We start from the raw sequence: 18,912 nt of genomic DNA on the forward strand, positions 1-18,912 counted from the left end.
CAAAAGGAATCTCCAACCCCAGGAAACCTGAGGCCGGGGATGTCAACATATCTGGCGTTGACTTTTGGCACGCTGTTGAGTTCTCAAGGAACGGATGCTTCCTTCGGACCGCCTTCCAGCGGGCCCTCCGGGCTTCATTCTTTCGTGTTTCCAGCTTATCAGATGTTTTCCGCTCCGTTTTCCGGAGTTTCATTCATCCGATTCGCTTTCGCCTTTCGGCGCTCCCGAACTCTACCAGAGTCACTCGGTCCGTTTTCCCCGGTCGTTCTCGAATTCAGATTCGAGCCCGTTTCCGAGGGGCCGTCCCGTGGGGCAACCCGGAGAACATTACGCACCGGGTCGCCCCACGTCAAACCGGCCTCAGCCGGTGTTGAGCGAGCGTCAGACCTCGACCACGACCGGCAGGATCATCGGCCGGCGGCGGTAGTTGTCCGCGACCCACTTGCCGATGGTCCGGCGGACCAGCTGCTGCACCTGACGGGGCTCCAGCACGCCGTCGCTCGCCGAGCGGTCCAGCGCCTCCTGGAGCTTGGCGACCACCGGGACGAACGCGTTGTCGTCGATGCCGGAGCCGCGGGCCTGGATGGTCGGACCACCGACGATCTTGCCGTTGGTCGAGTCGACCGCGACGAAGACCGAGATGAAGCCCTCCTCGCCGAGGATCTTGCGGTCCTTGAGCGAGGCCTCGCTGATGTCGCCGACCGAGGAGCCGTCCACGTAGACGTACCCGGCCTGCACCTTGCCGGCGATCCGGGCGACGCCGCCCTCCAGGTCGACGCAGACGCCGTCCTCGGCGATGACCACCCGGTTGCGCGGCACCCCGGTGGCGATGCCGAGCTCGGCGGCCGCGCGCAGGTGGCGCCACTCGCCGTGGACCGGCATCAGGTTGCGCGGCTTGCAGATGTTGAAGAAGTACAGCAGCTCGCCTGCCGAGGCGTGGCCGGAGACGTGCACCTTGGCGTTGCCCTTGTGCACGACCTTGGCGCCCCAGCGGGTCAGGCCGTTGATCACCCGGTAGACGGCGTTCTCGTTGCCCGGGATGAGCGAGGAGGCCAGGACGACGGTGTCGCCCTCGACGATGCGGATCTGGTGGTCGCGGTTGGCCATCCGGGACAGCGCGGCCATCGGCTCGCCCTGCGAGCCGGTGCAGATCAGCACGACCTCCTTGTCCGGCAGGTCGTCCAGTTGCTTGACGTCCACGACCATGTTGCCGGGGACCTTCAGGTAGCCGAGGTCGCGGGCGATGCCCATGTTGCGGACCATCGAGCGGCCGACGAAGGCGACCTTGCGCTTGTACTCGTGGGCGGCGTCCAGGACCTGCTGGATGCGGTGCACGTGGCTCGCGAAGGAGGCCACGATGATGCGCTTCTCGGCGTTCGCGAAGACGTTCCGCAGCGCCGCCGAGATGTCCCGCTCGTGCGGGATGAAGCCGGGGACCTCGGCGTTGGTGGAGTCCACCAGCAGGAGGTCCATGCCCTCCTCCGCCAGCTTGGCGAAGGTCGGCAGGTCGGTCAGGCGGCCGTCCAGCGGCAGCTGGTCCATCTTGAAGTCGCCGGTGGCCACGACCATGCCGGCAGGGGTCCGGACCGCCACCGCCAGGGCGTCCGGGATGGAGTGGTTGACCGCGATGAACTCGCAGTCGAAGGGGCCGATGCGCTCGCGCTGCCCCTCCTTGACCTCCAGCACGTACGGCCGGATGCGGTGCTCGGCGAGCTTGGCCTCGATCAGCGCGAGGGTCAGCTTGGAGCCGATCAGCGGGATGTCCGGGTTCTCCCGCAGGAGGAAGGGGACGGCGCCGATGTGGTCCTCGTGCCCGTGGGTGAGGACGATGCCGTCGATCTTGTCGAGGCGGTCCCGGATGTAGCTGAAGTCCGGCAGGATCAGGTCCACGCCGGGCTGCTCGTCCTCGGGGAAGAGGACGCCGCAGTCGATGATCAGGATGCGGTCGCCGTACTCCAGGACCGTCATGTTGCGGCCGATCTCGCCGAGGCCGCCGAGCGGAGTGATGCGGAGGGCGCCCTCCTTCAGGGCCGGGGGCGCGCCGAGCTCGGGGTGCGGGTGGCTCAAAAGACTCTCCTCACGACGCACGCCATATGCCCGGGGTCCTCCCCCTGGAGACATATGGCGTGCGTTCTCAGTGTCGTTTTCCTACTGGGTCTGTGCTCTCGCGCCTTCGGTCCGGTCCAGCGGCGGACCCGGGGAGGTCCGGCGAGCCGGGGCGCGCACGTCCGTGTCTGTTAGAGGTGTACCCCGCCGGCGGCGAGATCCTGCTTCAATCGCTCGATCTCCTCGGGCGTCGCGCCGACCAGCGGCAGCCGCAGCGGGCCCGCCGGCCGGCCCTGGAGTTCCAGCGCGGCCTTGGCGAGGATGACGCCCTGGGTGCGGAACATACCGCTGAACACCGGCAGCAGGCGCTGGTGGATGCTGGTGGCCTTGACCACATCGCCCGCCAGGAAGGCCTCGACCATCGCCCGCAGGTCCCCGGCCACCACGTGCCCGACCACACTGACCACGCCGACGGCTCCGACGGACAGCAGCGGCAGGTTGAGGATGTCGTCGCCGGAGTACCAGGCGAGGTCGGCGCGGGCGATCGCCCAGGCCGCGGCGCCGAGGTCGCCCTTGGCGTCCTTGTTGGCGACGATCCGCGGGTGCGCGCCGAGGCGGACCAGCGTCTCGTGGCTCAGCGCGACCCCGCTGCGGCCCGGGATGTCGTACAGCATGACGGGCAGCCCGGTCGCGTCGGCGACGGCGACGTTGTGCCGGTACAGGCCCTCCTGCGGGGGCTTGTTGTAGTACGGCGTGACGACCAGCAGGCCGTGGGCCCCGGCCGCCTCCGCCTGGCGGGCCAGCTCGATGCTGTGGTGGGTGTCGTTGGTGCCGACGCCGGCCACCACGTGGGCGCGGTCCCCGACCGCCTCGACCACGGCGCGGACCAGCTGGGCCTTCTCGGCGTCGCTGGTGGTCGGGGACTCACCGGTGGTGCCGTTGACGACGAGGCCGTCGTTGCCGGAGTCCACGAGGTGCGTGGCGAGGCGCTGGGCGCCGTCGAGGTCGAGCGCGCCGTCGGCGGTGAACGGGGTGACCATCGCGGTCAGCACCCGGCCGAACGGCGTCTGGGGGGTGGAGGTCGGAGCCATGCGTCCAAAGCTACTCGTAGGCGGTGGGGCGGTACCCATGCCGGTCCGGTGTTCGGACAGGTGCGGCGCATTCGTGGCGCGGACGTGGGATTCCGGTGCTGCCCGCTCGGGGGTTCGGACAGCACCGGAATCCGTGTTCACGAATGTAGGGAGCGGCTAGAAAAGCCGCAATCCAGACATGCCAGACACTCTGCCCGTATGCCTGTCGTCCCAGGTCAGGGGGCGACTCGGCCGTGCTTCTCGAAGGCCGCATGGGTGAGCGGCATGAGCCGGGCCCACTGCTCCTCCATCTGCTCCGCGACCATCTCGATCTCGCGCTGCGGGAAGGACGGCACCGCCGAGTTCTCCCGCCGGGTGCGCAGCGACAGGAAGTGCATCAGCGAACGCGAGTTGCAGGTCGCGTACATCGAGGAGAACAGGCCCACCGGCAGCACCGCGCGGGCCACCTCGCGGGCCACGCCGGCGGCCAGCATCTCCTGGTACCGGGCGTAGGACTCGAGGTACGCGGCCTCCATCGCCTCGGTGGTGGTCCGGTGCTGCTCGGGCGTGCCCTCGTGGAACTCGTACTTGCCGGGGCGGCCCTGCTGGACCAGCTTGCGCTCCTCGCCCGGGACGTAGAAGACCGGCTGGAGCTCGCGGTAGCGGCCGGACTCCTCGTTGTACGACCAGCCGCTGCGGTGCCGGTGGAACTCCCGGAACACGAAGATCGGCGCGCTGATGAAGAAGGTCATCGAGTTGTGCTCGAACGGCGTGCCGTGCCGGTCGCGCATCAGGAAGTTGATCAGGCCCTTGGACTTCTCCGGGTCCTGCTCGAGGGCCTCCAGGGACTGCTCGCCCGCGGTCGAGACCCGGGCCGCCCAGATGACGTCCGAGTCGGCGGCGGCGCTGCGGACCAGCTCCACCGTCACGTCGCTGCGGAAGCTGGGGGCCGTCGGTTCGTCGCTCACGCGTTACTCCTTGCGGGTTCGGTGCTGTGCAGCTTGATGGCGTGCTGCATGGTCTTGCGGGCGCGCGGGGTGTCGCCGGCGTCGGCGTAGGCCACGGCGAGGCGGAACCAGACCCGCCAGTCGCCCGGCGCGTCCTGTGCCTCGGCCTGGCGGCGGGCGAACACCGCGTCGGCCGAGGCCCGGTCGATCCGCCCGCCCTTGCTGCGCTCCAGCTCGTCCACCGGAAGGCCGCCCTCGGCCTCCAGCTCGCGGGCCAGCCTCTCGCTGTCCCGACCGAAGCGGACGGTCTGGCGCAGGAACCAGACGCCGATCACCGGGATCACGAAGGCGCAGATCCCGATGCCGATGCCGAGTGGCTTGCCGGTCGCGATCAGCTGGACGCCCTCGCCCACGCAGACCAGGGCGACCAGCAGCAGCACGCCGGACAGGACGAAGAAACCGGTACGAGAGGTCATGACGCCCTCCTGGAGGTCGACACTGTCACAGGTCCAGGAAGTGTTCGAGGCCGAAGGTCAGCCCCGGCGTCCCGACGACCCTGCGCACGCCCAGCAGGATGCCCGGCATGAAGCTGCTGTGGTGCAGCGAGTCGTGCCGGATGGTGAGCGTCTCGCCGGTGTCGCCGAACATCACCTGCTGGTGGGCGAGCAGGCCGCGCAGCCGCACCGCGTGCACCGGCACCCCGTCCACGTCGGCGCCGCGCGCGCCGGGCAGGCTGTGGGTGGTCGGGTCCTGCTGCGGCGGGCGGCCGGCCTCGGCCCTGGCGGCGGCGATCAGCTGGGCGGTGCGGGTGGCGGTGCCGCTGGGGGCGTCGGCCTTGCGGTCGTGGTGCAGCTCGACCACCTCGACCGACTCGAAGTACCGGGCGGCGACCTGCGAGAACTTCATGCCGAGGATGGCGCCGATGGAGAAGTTCGGGGCGATCAGCAGGCCGAGCTCCGGCGCCTGGTCCAACCAGCCGCGGACGGTGGCGAGCCGCTCGTCCGTCCAGCCGGTGGTGCCGGTGACCACGTGGATGCCGTGGTGCAGGCAGTGGTCCAGGTTCCCCATCACCGAGTCCGGGTGGGTCAGCTCGACGGCCACCTGGGCGCCCGCCTCGGTCAGCTCCTCCAGCTTGGAGCCGCGGCCGAGGGCGGCCACCAGCTCCAGGTCCGGCGCGGCCTCCACGGCCTTGACCGCCTCGGAGCCGATCCGTCCCTTGGCGCCGATCACGGCGACACGCAGCGTCATAGCAAAATTCCTCTCACCCGGAAATCGGCGGATCAGACCAGCAGATCGGCGAGCTTGGCGGCCCGCTTGTCGTTGACCGGGCCGATCAGGGCGAGCGACGGCCGGTACGCGCCCAGCACATCACGGGCCACCGCGTGGACGTCCTCCAGGGTCACCGACGCGATCCGCTCCAGCATGTCGTCCACCGACAGGTGGTGCCCGTAGCTGAGCTCGGCCTTGCCGATCCGGTTCATCAGCGAGCCGCTGTCCTCCATGCCGAGCACGGTGGAGCCGGAGATCTGGCCGATCGCCCGGCTCAGCTCCTCCTCGGTGATGCCCTCCTCGACCACCTTGGCCAGCTCGGCGCGGCAGATCCGCAGCACCTCCTCGACCCGCTTGGGCTGGCAGCCGGCGTAGATGCCGAACAGGCCGCTGTCCGCGTAGGACGAGGAGTACGAGTAGACCGAGTAGGCCAGGCCCCGCTTCTCGCGGACCTCCTGGAACAGCCGGGAGCTCATCCCGCCGCCGAGGGCCGCGTTGAGCACGCCCATCGCCCAGCGGCGCTCGTCGTGCCGCGGCACCCCGGGCACGCCCAGCACCAGGTGGGCCTGCTCGGTGGAGCGGTTGAGCACCTCGACCTTGCCGGCCGTGCGCAGCGCCTTGTGGCCGCGGCGGGCCTCGGCGGGGGCCGCCGTGGAGGCCGCCAGCACCGGCGCGAAGGCCTGCTCGACCTGCTTGACCACCTTGCGGTGGTCGAGGTTGCCGGCCGCGGCGACGACCAGGTTCTCGGGCCGGTAGCGGCGGCGGTAGAAGCCGGCGATCTGGTCCCGGGTGAGCGTCCTGATGGTCTCCTGGGTGCCGAGGATCGGGCGGCCGAGCGGGCCGCTGCCGAAGATCACCTTGGCGAACAGGTCGTGCACCACGTCGCCCGGGTCGTCCTCGGCCATCGCCATCTCCTCCAGGATGACGCCTCGCTCGGACTCCACGTCCTCGGGCCGGATCAGCGAGCCGGTGACCATGTCGCAGACCACGTCGACGGCCAGCGGCAGGTCGGTGTCCAGGACCCGGGCGTAGTAGCAGGTGTTCTCCTTCGCGGTGAAGGCGTTCATCTCGCCGCCGACCGCGTCCAGGGCCGCCGAGATGTCCAGCGCGCTGCGCCGCTCGGTGCCCTTGAAGAGCAGGTGCTCCAGGTAGTGGGTCGCGCCGTTGAGCTGCGGGGTCTCGTCCCGCGAGCCGACGCCGACCCAGATGCCGAAGGTCGCGGAGCGCACCGTCGGCAGGGTCTCGGTGACGACCCGAAGGCCGCCGGGGAGGACGGTGCGGCGCACCGTGCCGGCGCCGTCGACGCCCTTGAGCAGGGTCCGGGTGGTGCCGGGACGCTGCGTTACCGCCGGGGCCTGCGCCACGGGGGGTACCTCCAGAGGAAACGCACGTGCGGGTGGGCACGTACGGACGAACGCGTGGACAACGGGGTGCGGCCCGCACGCCGGGAGGCGTACGGGCCGCGGGGTCAGCTAGCGGCGCTTCACTCGGAAGCGGCCTCGCCGCCCTCCTCGCCCTCGATGACCGGGATCAGGGAGAGCTTGCCGCGCGGGTCGATCTCGGCGATCTCGACCTGCACCTTGGCGCCGACGCCGAGGACGTCCTCGACGTTCTCGACGCGCTTGCCGCCGGCCAGCTTGCGGATCTGCGAGATGTGCAGCAGGCCGTCCTTGCCCGGCATCAGCGACACGAACGCGCCGAACGTCGTGGTCTTGACCACGGTGCCCAGGTAGCGCTCGCCGACCTCCGGCATGGTCGGGTTGGCGATCTGGTTGATCGTGGTGCGGGCGGCCTCGGCGGCCGGGCCGTCGGCGGCACCGATGTAGATGGTGCCGTCGTCCTCGATCGTGATCTCGGCGCCGGTGTCCTCCTGGATCTGGTTGATCATCTTGCCCTTGGGGCCGATGACCTCACCGATCTTGTCCACCGGGATCTTGATGGTGATGATGCGCGGCGCGTTCGGGGACATCTCGTCGGGCGAGTCGATGGCCTCGTTCATCACGTCGAGGATGTGCAGGCGGGCGTCCTTGGCCTGCTTCAGCGCGGCGGCGAGCACCGACGCCGGGATGCCGTTCAGCTTGGTGTCCAGCTGGAGGGCGGTGATGAAGTTGCGGGTACCGGCGACCTTGAAGTCCATGTCGCCGTACGCGTCCTCGGCGCCGAGGATGTCGGTCAGCGTGACGTAGTGGGTCTCGCCGTCGATCTCCTGGGAGATCAGGCCCATGGCGATGCCGGCGACGGCGGCCTTCAGCGGCACACCGGCGTTCAGCAGCGACATGGTCGAGGCGCAGACCGAGCCCATCGAGGTGGAGCCGTTGGAGCCGAGCGCCTCGGAGACCTGGCGGATGGCGTACGGGAACTCCTCGCGGGTCGGCAGCACCGGCAGCAGGGCGCGCTCGGCCAGCGCGCCGTGGCCGATCTCGCGGCGCTTGGGCGAGCCCACGCGGCCGGTCTCACCGACGGAGTACGGCGGGAAGTTGTAGTTGTGCATGTAGCGGCGACGCGTCTCCGGGGAGAGCGTGTCCAGCTGCTGCTCCATCCGGAGCATGTTCAGCGTGGTGACGCCCAGGATCTGGGTCTCGCCGCGCTCGAACAGGGCGGAGCCGTGCACCCGCGGGATGGCCTCGACCTCGGCGGCCAGGGTGCGGATGTCGGTGACGCCGCGGCCGTCGATGCGGACCTTGTCCTTGATGACGCGCTCGCGGACGATCTTCTTGGTCAGCGCGTTGTAGGCGGCGCTGATCTCCTTCTCGCGGCCCTCGAACTCGGGCAGCAGCTTCTCGGCGGCCAGCGCCTTGACGCGGTCCAGCTCGTTGTTGCGCTCCTGCTTGCCCGGGATGGTCAGGGCCTGGGCGAGCTCGTCCTTGACGGCGGCGGTCAGCGCGGCGAGGACGTCGTCCTGGTAGTCCAGGAAGACCGGGAACTCGCCGGTCGGCTTGGCGGCCTGGGCGGCCAGCTGCGACTGCGCGGCGCACAGGACCTTGATGAACGGCTTCGCGGCCTCCAGGCCGGAGGCGACGATCTCCTCGGTCGGCGCGTCGGCGCCGCCCTCGACCAGCTTGATGGTCTTGTCGGTGGCCTCGGCCTCGACCATCATGATCGCGACGTCGCCGTCCGGCAGGACGCGACCGGCGACGACCATGTCGAAGACGGCCGACTCCAGCTCGCTGTGGGTCGGGAAGGCGACCCACTGGCCGTTGATCAGCGCGACGCGCACGCCGCCGATCGGGCCGGAGAACGGCAGGCCCGCCAGCTGGGTGGAGGCGGAGGCGGCGTTGATCGCGACCACGTCGTACAGGTGGTCGGGGTTGAGCGCCATCACGGTGACGACGACCTGGACCTCGTTGCGCAGGCCCTTGACGAAGGACGGGCGCAGCGGGCGGTCGATCAGGCGGCAGGTGAGGATCGCGTCCTCGGAGGGCCGGCCCTCGCGACGGAAGAACGAGCCGGGGATGCGGCCGGCGGCGTACATCCGCTCCTCGACGTCCACCGTCAGCGGGAAGAAGTCGAAGTGCTCCTTCGGCTGCTTGGACGCGCTGGTGGCCGACAGCACCATGGTGTCGTCGTCCAGGTAGGCCACGGCGGAACCGGCGGCCTGACGGGCCAGACGGCCGGTCTCGAAGCGGATGGTACGGGTGCCGAAGGAACCGTTGTCGATCACGGCTTCGGCGTAGAACACGTTCTCTTCCACCTGGAAGATCTCCTCTTTCGTACGTCTCCGGGAGAGCGTCCCCGCGCACTGCCTGCGGTGGGCCCCGGGCCCTCGTCAGGGAGGGCGGCAGTCGGGCCGGTCTTCGATCGAAGCCTCCGGAGTGCCCCGCTCGGTCTGCGGGGGTTCCGACGGCCACTACCGAGGACCGGCGCCTCACGGCTGCCGGGCCGGGACGGGCGGTCCGCGTCTGGACGCTCTCTCGGATGCGGGCGGCTTCCGTTTGAAGCCTTCGTCCCGCGGGGGGTTCGGGTCCTTCTGCCCGGGTGGCGCGCTGGTGCGCCATCACCCGGCATGCCCACAACCCTACGGTGCAATCCTCGGCCACCTGGGGAGGTGCGCGCGAGTTGTTATCTCAGGGTGCCGCGGCCGGACAGCCGTGGCATACGCGCGAGGGGCGGCCCCCCGGTGTGGGGAGCCGCCCCGTGCGGCGGTCTTAGCGGGCGCCGCCGGCGGCACCGCGGCGGATGCCCAGGCGGTCGACGAGCGTACGGAAGCGCTCGATGTCCTTCTTGGCCAGGTACTGGAGCAGGCGGCGACGCTGGCCGACCAGGATCAGCAGGCCACGACGCGAGTGGTGGTCGTGCTTGTGCGACTTCAGGTGCTCGGTCAGGTCCGAGATGCGGCGGGAGAGCATGGCCACCTGGACCTCGGGGGAGCCGGTGTCGCCCTCCTTCTGGCCGAACTCGGCGATGATCTGCTTCTTGACGTCAGAGGCGAGAGCCACTGCAACTCCTTCGGGGTCTACCGAGCGGTCCTGGTCGACAACACAGGACTCATCGAGAACTCGGTGTCGTGAGCGCGACCGGCGCTCTGCCGCCCACGGATGGGCTGCGGACACATGGCTGCGCTCGGTGGCCAAGCGTACCAGTGCCGCCCACCCGGCCGTCCGGCGGGTGGCACGGGACAGCACGGGTGGGCGGCGCGGGTCAGCTGGTGGCGCCGCGGACCAGCCGGTAGACGTCCAGGACGGCGAGCGCCAGCGGGACGAGCGAGATCAGGGTGAGGCTGTCCACCAGGTCCAGGATGCGCCCCCAGAACGGGGAGACCCCGAGCCGCGGCACCACCAGGGCGATCGCGGTGAGCAGCGCGGCGCCGAAGGCGATGGAGGCGGTCAGCCAGATCGTGCGCAGGTCGAGCTCGGTGGTGGAGCCGGCCACCCGCAGGAAGAACTGCGGGGTGTGCAGGGACAGCCCGACGATCAGCAGGCTCAGGCCGAGCAGGCCGGCCACCGTGAGGCTGAGCACCTGCGCGGTGTAGCGGAACAGTCGGGCGCGCAGCATGGTGGTCAGGCCCAGGGCGAGCGCGAGCAGCTCGGGGAAGGTCTCGTCGGTGAAGCCGAGGACGGCGCAGGCGCCGACCACGACCGCGGCGCAGCCGCCGACCAGGCCGACCAGCACCTCGTGGCCGCGGCGGGCCTGGTGCGCGATCCGCTCGTACTGGACGGCCTCGGCGCGCTCGGCCTCCTCGTCGTAGTCGCGGCTGCGGGTGCGGGTCTGGCCGGGGGCGCTGAAGCCGACCGGCAGCCGGGCGAAGCGGGCGGAGAGGCTGGGCAGGAAGCCGACCACGGCGACGGCGGCGACGCCGGTGACGGCGGCGATGTGCCCGGCCGGGGTCTGCGGCAGCAGGACGGCGGCGAAAGTGGCGAGCGCGCCGGCGGTGGAGACCAGGGCGGCGGCGACGAACACCGCGTCCTTCTCCGGCAGCAGGCCGGCCAGCAGGACGGAGACCACCAGCGCGGCGACGCAGCCGGCCAGGAACTGGAGCCGGCCGGGGCCCTCCCACGGGTGGGCGACGGCGATCAGTCCGCTGCCGCCGATCATGGCGTGCGGCAGCGCGCCGAGGCCGAGCGCGACGGCCGCGTGGGCGTCCTGGTAGACCCGGGCGCGCACCCCGGCGAGCGCGGTGAGCACGACGGCGGTGACGCCGGCCAGGACGCCGGGCAGGCCGTGCATATCGTGGCGCAGGTCGGAGAACCAGAGCGCGAAGCCGAGCAGGGTGAGCAGCACCCCGGCGCCGATCAGGCCGAAGCCGCGCATCAGCTCGGCGGTCCAGAACCGGCGGTCGGCCTCGACGGCGCTGGCGATCGCGTCGGCGACGTCGTCGTAGACGGCCGGCGGGAGCGACTCGGCGAAGGGGCGCAGCGCCAGCAGGTCGCCGTCGCGGACCTGCTGGGCGGCCAGCGGCAGTCCGCTGTCGAGCACCGTGCCGTCGCGGCGGACCAGGTGGAAGCCGGTGGGGGTGCCGTCGGGCTGGCTCTGGTTGGCCAGGCGCAGCACCTCGGGGTAGACGTCAGCGAGCGGGACGTCCTCGGGCAGGGCGACGTCGATCCGGCGGTCCGGGGCGACGACGGTCACGCGGCAGTAGCCGGTTGTGGCGGCACTCATGCGCCCACCTCGCTGCGCTCGCCGATGCGGGCGCCCACCTCGATCCTTCGACGCACTTGGCGCTCCCCCTTGTTGACGGTGCCGAGGCCCGGCGGCGCTCGGTGTTGCTGCGGAACCGGCCCGACCGGGCCGCGAGTTGGCGCGGCGTTACCCTACCCGTTCGGTTCGTGTCCGCTGCCGGTGCGTACCCGGGCGCTGGCGGGCGGTGCGGGGGCGACCGTTAGGATCGGCGCCTGCGCAAGGTACGGGGGCTGCGCTGGGTGGGGCGTCCTCAGCCACCGGATTCCCGTACGGACCGTACGCAATCGCGTGAGGGCTGATGCCGAAGTGATCGATCGACGCCGCGGGGTGGATGACACATGGGTGTGATCACGGTCAAGCGACCGGCGAGGGCGTATCCGCCGACCGTGCCGGACGAACCGGTGGAGCTGGTGAGCCCGCCCGAACTGCCCAGGCAGGGCGGCGAGGACTGGCTGATGAGCATCCTGCCGATGCTGGGCATGGGCGGCTCGGCGGTCTTCTTCTTCTCGCCCGGGGCCGCGGCCCCGATGAAGATCATGGGCGGTCTGATGATCGCCTCGACGCTCGGCATGGTGCTGGCGCAGATCGTCCGGGCCCGCAAGGGCGGTTCGACCGCGATGGCGGACGAGCGGCGCGACTACCTGAAGTACCTCCAGCAGACCCGCCGCCAGGTGCGCCGCACTGCGGAGCGCCAGCGCGGCGCGCTGCTGTTCCTGAACCCGGCGCCGGACCAGCTCTGGTCGATCGTCGAGGACGGCCGGCGGCTGTGGGAACGGCGCATCGGGGACGGCGACTTCGCGCAGATCCGGGTGGGCCTCGGGCCGGTGCAGCTGTCCACCCCGCTGGTGGCGCCGCAGACCGCGCCGATGGACGAGCTGGAGCCGCTGTCGGCGGCCGCGATGCACTCCTTCCTGAAGGCCCACGGCACCCTCCAGGACCTGCCGTTGGCGGTCTCGCTGCGGGCCTTCTACCACATCACGGTGTGCGGGGACCCGGACTCGGTGTACGGGAACGTGCGCGCGATGATCGCCCAGCTGACCACCCTGCACTCGCCGGACGACCTGATGGTGGCGGTCGCGGCCGCGCCCGGTGCGGCCGAGGAGTGGGAGTGGACCAAGTGGCTCCCGCACAACCAGCACCGCAAGGAGGCCGACGGCGCGGGCTCGCGCCGGCTCTTCGCGAACGACCTGGGTGACCTGGAGTACCTGCTCCAGGACGAGCTGGCCGGCCGCCAGCGCTTCGTGCGGGAGGTGGCACCGCCCGCCGACCAGCCGCACCTGGTGGTCGTCATGGACGGCGCCGGGGTGCCGCACGACTCGCTGCTGGCGAGCCCGGAGGGCGTGCAGGGCGTGACGGTCATCGAGGTGGTGCCGGGCGAGGTCGACGAGCCCAGCGGGCACCTGATGGTCACGGTCGGCGCCGAGGAGCTGGTGCTGCGCTCGGCCTCCGGCGCGACGTACACCGGCAAGCCGGACCTGCTCTCGGTGTGGCAGTCCGAGGCGCTGGCGCGGCAGTTGGCGCCGTACCGGATCTCGGCCGGCGGGGACGACGAGCCGCTGCTGTCCAACCTCGACTTCACCGACATGATGAACTCGGGCGACCCGGGCTCCTTCGACGTCGCCCGCAGCTGGCGTCCGCGCGCCCAGCACGAGCGGATGCGGGTGCCGATCGGCGTCGGCGCCAACGGCGAGCACGTCTACCTGGACATCAAGGAGGCCGCGCTGGAGGGCATGGGCCCGCACGGCCTGTGCGTGGGCGCGACCGGTTCCGGCAAGTCGGAGCTGCTGCGCACGCTGGTGCTGGCGCTGGCGATGACCCACTCCTCGGAGATCCTGAACTTCGTCCTCGCCGACTTCAAGGGCGGTGCGACCTTCTCCGGCATGGCGGACATGCCGCACACCTCCGCGGTGATCACCAACCTCGAGGGCGAGCTCACCCTGGTCGACCGCATGCGCGACGCGATCGAGGGCGAGCTGCACCGCCGCCAGGAGCTGCTGCGCTCGGCGGGCAACTACGCCAACATCCACGAGTACGAGCGGGCCCGGGCGGCCGGCGCGGCGCTGGACCCGCTGCCCTCGCTGGTGCTGATCATCGACGAGTTCTCCGAACTCCTCACCGCCAAGCCCGACTTCATCGAGATGTTCATCCAGATCGGCCGGATCGGCCGTTCGCTGGGCGTGCACCTGCTGCTGGCCTCGCAGCGCCTGGAGGAGGGCAAGCTGCGCGGCCTGGACACCTATCTCTCGTACCGGATCGGTCTGCGCACCTTCTCGGCCGCGGAGTCCCGGGCGGCGATCGGCGTGCCGGACGCCTACCACCTGCCGCCGGTGCCGGGCGTCGGCTACCTCAAGTTCGGCGAGGACGTGATGGACCGGTTCAAGGCCGCCTACGTCTCGGGCCCGTACCGGGCCCCGGGGCAGCAGCGGTCGACCGGCGGGCGCCGGGTCGACACCCGCCCGGTGGAGTTCACCGCGGCCTTCGTGGAGCTGCCGGACCCGGTGGAGGAGGAGGTCGCGCCGCAGGTCCCGGAGCAGGACGACGCGCTGGTGGACACCGTGCTGGACGTGTTCGTCCAGCGGATGGCCGGGCAGGGCCCGGCCGCGCACCAGGTGTGGCTGCCGCCGCTGGAGGACGCGCCCAGCATGGACCACCTGCTGCCGCCGCTCCAGGTGGTGCCGGAGCGCGGACTGACCGCGCCCGGCTACCCGGCGGGCCGGCTGCGGGTGCCGATCGGCATCGTGGACAAGCCGCGCGAACAGAAGACGGACATCCTCGAGGTCGACTACGCGGGGGCGGCCGGCCACGGCCTGATCGTCGGCGGTCCGCGGTCCGGCAAGTCGACCGTGGTGCGCACCATGGTCGCCTCGTTCGGCCTCACCCACACCCCGCTGGAGGTGCAGTTCTACCTGCTCGACTTCGGTGCGGGCAGCTTCCAGTCGCTGGCCGGGCTGCCGCACGTCGGCGGGGTGGCCGGGCGCCTGGACGTGGACAAGGTGCGCCGGATGGTCTCCGAGGTGCACGGGGTGCTCAACCGGCGCGAGGAGCTGTTCCGGGTCGCCGGGATCGACACCATCGCCACGTACCGGGCCACCCGGGCGGCCGGCCGGCTGCCGGACGAGGCCTTCGGCGACGTCTTCCTGGTGATCGACGGCTGGAACACCTTCAAGCAGGAGTTCGAGGGCCTGGAGCCGGTGATCGGCGACATCGCCCAGCGCGGTCTCGGCTACGGCGTGCACCTGGTCATCACCGCGGCCCGGTACGCCGAGGTGCGCCCGGCGCTGAAGGACCTGCTGCAGAACCGGACCGAGCTGAAGCTCGGTGACGCGATGGAGTCCGAGGTCGACCGCCGGGTGGCGCAGAACGTCCCGGCGCTGGCCGGGCGCGGCATCACCCCGGAGCGGCTGCACTTCCTGTCCGGCCTGCCGCGGCTGGACGGCTCCTCCTCGGTGGACGACCTGCAGAGCGGCGTGGCCGGGCTGGTCAGCGCGGTGGACGGGGCCTGGACCGGCCCGCGCGCCCCGCAGGTGCGGATGCTGCCGGCCGTGCTGGACGGCGACTCGCTGCCGAAGGGCTTCGAGCACCCGGAGCGCGGCGTCGCCTTCGGCGTGGACGAGGCGGAGCTGGCGCCGGTCTTCGTCAACTTCGAGACCGACCCGCTGTTCATCGTCTTCGGCGACACCGAGTCCGGGAAGTCGGCGGTGCTGCGGATGCTGATCAAGCAGATCACCGAGCGCTACACCCCGGACCAGGCCGGCATCGTGATCGGCGACTACCGGCGCGCGCTGCTCGGCACCGTGCCGCCGGAGTACCTGGTGGAGTACGCGGCCGCGCAGCCCGCCATGGCGGCCATCGTCGACATGCTGCGCGGCGCCTGTGCGCGCCGCCTGCCGGGCCCGGACGTGACCGCCGAGCAGCTGCGCAACCGCAGCTGGTACAGCGGCAAGGACATGTTCGTGATCGTCGACGACTACGAGCTGGTCTCGACGAGCTCGGGCAATCCGCTGGCTCCGCTGGCCGAGTTCCTTCCGTTCGCCCGTGACATCGGCCTGCGGGTGATCGTGGCCCGCAGCGCGGGCGGCGCCGGCCGCTCGCTGTACGAGCCGGTGCTGCAGCGGATGCGCGAGCTCGGCGGCCAGGGCGTGATCCTGTCGGGCAACCGGGACGAGGGCGCGCTGCTGGGGACGGTCAAGCCGCAGGCGCTGCCGCCGGGCCGAGGGGTCTACGTGTCCCGCCGCGCGACGGGCGGGCAGATGATCCAGACGGGCTGGCTGCCGGTGGCGTAGCCGCGCCGGCCGTCACGGACGGTGAGCGAAGGGGTCGGACTCGTGGAGTCCGGCCCCTTCGGCGTCCCAGGTTCCGAAACGTTACCTAGTTCTTTGCGGGCGGGAGCTGCGGTTCCCGCACCCGGCCGGGGAGTTGTCGGGCGTTCCGGGGGCGCCTGGGCGTACCACCGTCCACCCGGAACACGACCTTTGAATCACGGCACTCCCCGCATTGTTCACCTTCGATTCAATCGCCATGTGGCTTAGGTAACAAGTCGGACAAAGCCCGCAATGACTGAACGTGATCATCGGATCGCATGTTTATGCCGTTCACCGCAACGGATTCCGAAGCAGTTCCGACGTTGACGCAACCAATACGCCGAGGTTCCATTGCGGCCAGGGAGCGACTGGAACCGGACACCGAGCAACCAGCCAGCGGAGGCGATACCGCTCCCCACCCCAGCACCGCACAGAGCCGATCGGAAGCCACATGACCGACACGCTTCGTCCGCCACAGACCGTAGCCGCCTCGGCGGCCGAGGCGGCAGCGCCCCAGCAGCTCAAGCGCTCGATCGGCGTCGTGGGCGGCACCCTGCTCACGCTGTCCTGCGTCACGCCCGCCTCGACGCTCTTCGTGATCGTGCCGGAGCTGTTCTCCAGCATCGGCAGCGCCACGGCGCTGGCGATCGCGATCGGCACCGTGCTCTGCGTCGCGGTCGCGTTCTGCTACTCCGAACTCGGCACCCTGATCCCCAGCGCCGGCGGCGAGTACGCGATGGTCGGCACCCTCGCCGGGCGGCTGATGGGCTGGCTGGTCTTCGTGCTCTCGCTGATCGTGGTGATGATCGTCCCCTCGGTCATCGCCCTCGGCACCGCCGACTACCTCGCCCCCGTCCTGCACCTGGACAAGGCCATGACCGGCGCCGCCGTGATGCTGGCCGCCACCCTGGCCGGCCTGCTCGACCTGCGCGCCAACGCCTGGATCACCGGCATCTTCCTGGTGCTGGAGGTCATCGCGGCCGGCGTGGTCTCGGTGCTCGGCTTCGCCCACACCAACGGCGACGCCCCCAGCCTGCTGCACGGCGTGGTCGCCGGGGAGGGCGGCGCGACCACCACGGTGAGCGTGGGCGCCATCGTCGGCGCGCTCGGCATCGCCCTGTTCATCACCCAGGGCTTCTCCACCGCGGTCTACCTGTCGGAGGAGCTGGAGAACCCCCGCCGCAACGTCTCGCGCACCGTGCTGTGGACGCTCGGCATCTCCTCGGCCATCATCCTGATCCCGGTCGTCGCCATCACCATGGGCGCCCCCGACCTGCAGACCCTGTCCTCCGGCGACATCTCCGGCATGGTCACCGCCTGGAGCAACTCGGCCGTCGGCACCTTCATCAGCCTCTGCGTCGCGCTGGCCATCATCAACGCCGGCATCGTCATGGTCATCCAGAACTCCCGGGTGCTGTTCGCCTCCGCCCGCGACAAGGCCTGGCCGGAGCCCGTCAACAAGGCCTTCGGCACCCTCGGCCGGTTCGGCTCGCCGTGGATCGCCACCCTGGCCGTCGGCCTGCCCGGCGCCGCGCTCTGCTTCGTCAAGGGAGAGCTGCTGAGCAACATCACCGGCGTCGCCGTCACCGGGATGTACCTGCTGGTCGCGATCGCCGCGCTGCTCTCCCGCCGCGCCCACCACAAGCACGCCTCCGCCTGGCGGATGCCGCTGTGGCCGGCCGTCCCGGTCGTGCTGATCGCCGTCCTGGTCTACGTGATCACCAAGCTGGACACCGAGCCCCTGCTGTGGACCGGCGGCATCACCGCCGCCGCCACCCTCTACTGGCTGTTCTACCTGCGCCCCCGGCAGGACACCCGCTGGGTGATCAGCCTTCCCGAGGACCAGCAGGACTGATCCCCACCCCTCCCCCACACGGCGGTGCCCCGGGCCTCCCCCAGCCCGGGGCACCGCCGTGTTCCGCTACTTCCCGGGCTTCCAGGCCGGGCTGGTGACGATCGTCTTCAGCTCCTCCGCGGTCAGCAGCGGGTCGCCGTTCGAGGCCGTCACGACCAGGACCTCCAGGCCGTCCGGCCTCGTCGCGTCCGCGATCAGCTTGCCCGGCAGGGTGGGGGCGGCCGGGGCGTGGGTGAGGAGCTTCGTCCCGTCGGGCAGGATCTCCGCGTCCTGGTACCACTGCGGTGCCGGCCGGTCGTCAGGGGCCTTGGCCCAGTTCTTCACCAGCACCGACACCGTGCCGGCCCGTCCGGCCCTGGCCAGCTCGAAGGCCGCCCCGGTGTCCTGGCCCTTGCCGCCCGTCACGGTCGCCCCGGACGGCAGCAGCCCGATCAGGACGGTCTCGTAGTCCGCCGGCGACAGACCCGGGTCGATCGCCTCGGTGTCGACGCCGTCGAACCTGAGGGCCTTGACGACCCGGTCCCAGGACTTGTCCGTGACGACGGCCTTCAGCTGGTCGAGGGTGAGCGGCGGGTTGGGGCGGCTGTCCGGCGCGCCCTTCTCCTCGGGCGCGTTCCACTCGTGCACGGAGACGGACCGGCCGTCCGGGCCGTTCAGCACGGCGAACCACTCCTTGGTGTCGGCCCGGCTGTCCGAGTACTCGTACCCCTGCTGCAGCAGGAGCTTGGAGCCGTCCGGCAGAACGGTGTCGGTGCAGGCGTCGACCCGGACCAGCCTGAGGTCCGGCGGGCAGCCGGGCAGCTGCACCTGACCGGGCCGGTGCTTGCTGATGTCGAGCTGGATCAGCGACTTGCCCTGGCCGTCGTCGAACACCAGGCTCGCCGAGGCGTCGGTGGCCTTCGGCCCGCCCTCGGTGCCGCGCCCCGTGGCCCCGGTGATCTCCCCCTTGGGCAGCAGGGCCCGGAAGGTGGCCAGCACCTCGTCGCCGGAGACCGCGGCCGGGGCCACGGACTGCAGCGCGGTCGGGGTGGTCGCGGCGGCGCTGCTGCCCGCGGTGATGCCGACGGCGGCCGCCGGGGCGGAGGCCGCGCTCACGGTGCCCGCGTCCCCGGCACCCGGGGAGGCCAGGTACACCGTGCCGGTGCCCACCAGGGCCAGCGCGGCCGCGCCGCCCACCACGGCGGCGGGGGCGCGGCGGGGCCCCCGGGGGGGGGGGCGCGCGTAGGCCGCCGCGACCCGCCCCCCCAGCGCGGCCGGCGCGGTGGGGAGGCCGTCGGGCGGACGGGGGGGGGGGGGGAGTAGATAGG

Annotated in this window: 12 protein-coding genes; 2 read left to right on the forward strand and 10 right to left on the reverse strand. The window is 71.3% G+C overall.

Annotated elements, in window-relative coordinates; all coding sequences use genetic code 11:
* Positions 1 to 381 precede the first annotated feature (381 nt).
* The 9 genes from ACWDBE_RS38400 to eccD form a co-directional block, all read right to left on the reverse strand.
* On the reverse strand, positions 382 to 2,067 hold the full coding sequence (locus tag ACWDBE_RS38400; protein ID WP_449792007.1) for a ribonuclease J: 1,686 nt from the start codon (positions 2,065 to 2,067) through the stop codon (positions 382 to 384).
* Between the two features lie 170 nt (positions 2,068 to 2,237).
* A complete protein-coding gene (gene dapA, locus ACWDBE_RS38405; RefSeq protein WP_392884251.1) occupies positions 2,238 to 3,137 on the reverse strand; it encodes a 4-hydroxy-tetrahydrodipicolinate synthase in 900 nt (299 codons plus the stop codon).
* Between the two features lie 215 nt (positions 3,138 to 3,352).
* A complete protein-coding gene (gene thyX / locus ACWDBE_RS38410) occupies positions 3,353 to 4,084 on the reverse strand; it encodes an FAD-dependent thymidylate synthase (protein WP_449792008.1) in 732 nt (243 codons plus the stop codon).
* Positions 4,081 to 4,539 carry a hypothetical protein gene (locus tag ACWDBE_RS38415; RefSeq protein WP_449792009.1) on the reverse strand — a complete coding sequence of 153 codons (459 nt, stop codon included), beginning with the start codon at positions 4,537 to 4,539 and terminating at the stop codon, positions 4,081 to 4,083. The genes thyX and ACWDBE_RS38415 overlap by 4 nt, the downstream gene beginning before the upstream one ends.
* Before the next feature lie 25 nt (positions 4,540 to 4,564).
* Positions 4,565 to 5,311 carry a 4-hydroxy-tetrahydrodipicolinate reductase gene (gene dapB, locus ACWDBE_RS38420; RefSeq protein ID WP_449792010.1) on the reverse strand — a complete coding sequence of 249 codons (747 nt, stop codon included), beginning with the start codon at positions 5,309 to 5,311 and terminating at the stop codon, positions 4,565 to 4,567.
* 32 nt (positions 5,312 to 5,343) lie between these two features.
* A complete protein-coding gene (locus ACWDBE_RS38425; protein ID WP_449792011.1) occupies positions 5,344 to 6,696 on the reverse strand; it encodes a M16 family metallopeptidase in 1,353 nt (450 codons plus the stop codon).
* Between the two features lie 119 nt (positions 6,697 to 6,815).
* Positions 6,816 to 9,023: a polyribonucleotide nucleotidyltransferase gene (locus ACWDBE_RS38430; RefSeq protein WP_224277444.1), complete on the reverse strand. Its 2,208-nt coding sequence runs from the start codon at positions 9,021 to 9,023 to the stop codon at positions 6,816 to 6,818.
* A gap of 454 nt (positions 9,024 to 9,477) precedes the next feature.
* Positions 9,478 to 9,768, reverse strand: a complete 291-nt coding sequence (rpsO, locus tag ACWDBE_RS38435) for a 30S ribosomal protein S15 (protein WP_209416808.1) — start codon at positions 9,766 to 9,768, stop codon at positions 9,478 to 9,480.
* A gap of 202 nt (positions 9,769 to 9,970) precedes the next feature.
* The gene (gene eccD, locus ACWDBE_RS38440; RefSeq protein ID WP_392884241.1) at positions 9,971 to 11,428 is read right to left on the reverse strand and encodes a type VII secretion integral membrane protein EccD; all 1,458 of its coding nucleotides are present in this window, start codon (positions 11,426 to 11,428) and stop codon (positions 9,971 to 9,973) included.
* Positions 11,429 to 11,787: 359 nt separating this feature from the next.
* Between eccD and eccCa the strand changes: the two genes are divergently transcribed.
* On the forward strand, positions 11,788 to 15,732 hold the full coding sequence (eccCa, locus tag ACWDBE_RS38445; protein ID WP_449810294.1) for a type VII secretion protein EccCa: 3,945 nt from the start codon (positions 11,788 to 11,790) through the stop codon (positions 15,730 to 15,732).
* A gap of 469 nt (positions 15,733 to 16,201) precedes the next feature.
* On the forward strand, positions 16,202 to 17,605 hold the full coding sequence (locus ACWDBE_RS38450; protein ID WP_449792013.1) for an APC family permease: 1,404 nt from the start codon (positions 16,202 to 16,204) through the stop codon (positions 17,603 to 17,605).
* A 66-nt stretch (positions 17,606 to 17,671) separates the two neighbouring features.
* On the opposite strand, the gene ACWDBE_RS38455 is transcribed toward ACWDBE_RS38450, so the two are convergent.
* Positions 17,672 to 18,912 (reverse strand): hypothetical protein (locus ACWDBE_RS38455; RefSeq protein ID WP_449810295.1); only part of this gene is annotated, 1,241 nt, incomplete at its 5' end.

This window comes from Kitasatospora sp. NPDC001132, assembly GCF_053598415.1.